Here is a 360-nt window from a genome sequence, read left to right on the forward strand (position 1 = left end):
TTGGCAAAAGCACAGCGTGTTCTTTCTAGAAGAATGAAAGGATCTTCTCGCTGGAATAAACAACGAGTAAGGGTAGCTAGAATTCATGAATGCATAGCTAATGCTAGAAAAGATTACTTGGACAAAATCTCAACTGAAATCATCAAAAACCACGATGTTATCGGTATAGAAGATTTGCAAGTATCGAATATGTTGAAAAATCATAAGTTAGCAAAAGCGATTAGTGAAGTATCTTGGTCACAATTTAGAACGTTGCTAGAATACAAGGCAAAATGGTATGGAAAACAAGTCATTCCGGTATCCAAAACATTTGCTTCAAGCCAATTATGTTCTTGTTGTGGGTATCAAAATAAAGACGTT

Annotated in this window: 1 protein-coding gene; it reads left to right on the forward strand. The window is 35.3% G+C overall.

Annotated features, from left to right (window positions below; genetic code table 11):
- On the forward strand, positions 1–360 hold a 360-nt coding region (locus tag MR115_RS30405), incomplete at both ends, for a transposase (RefSeq protein ID WP_242243862.1).

It is taken from the genome of Bacillus cereus group sp. BfR-BA-01309 (assembly GCF_022664315.1).
Taxonomy (GTDB): Bacteria; Bacillota; Bacilli; order Bacillales; family Bacillaceae_G; genus Bacillus_A; species Bacillus_A mobilis.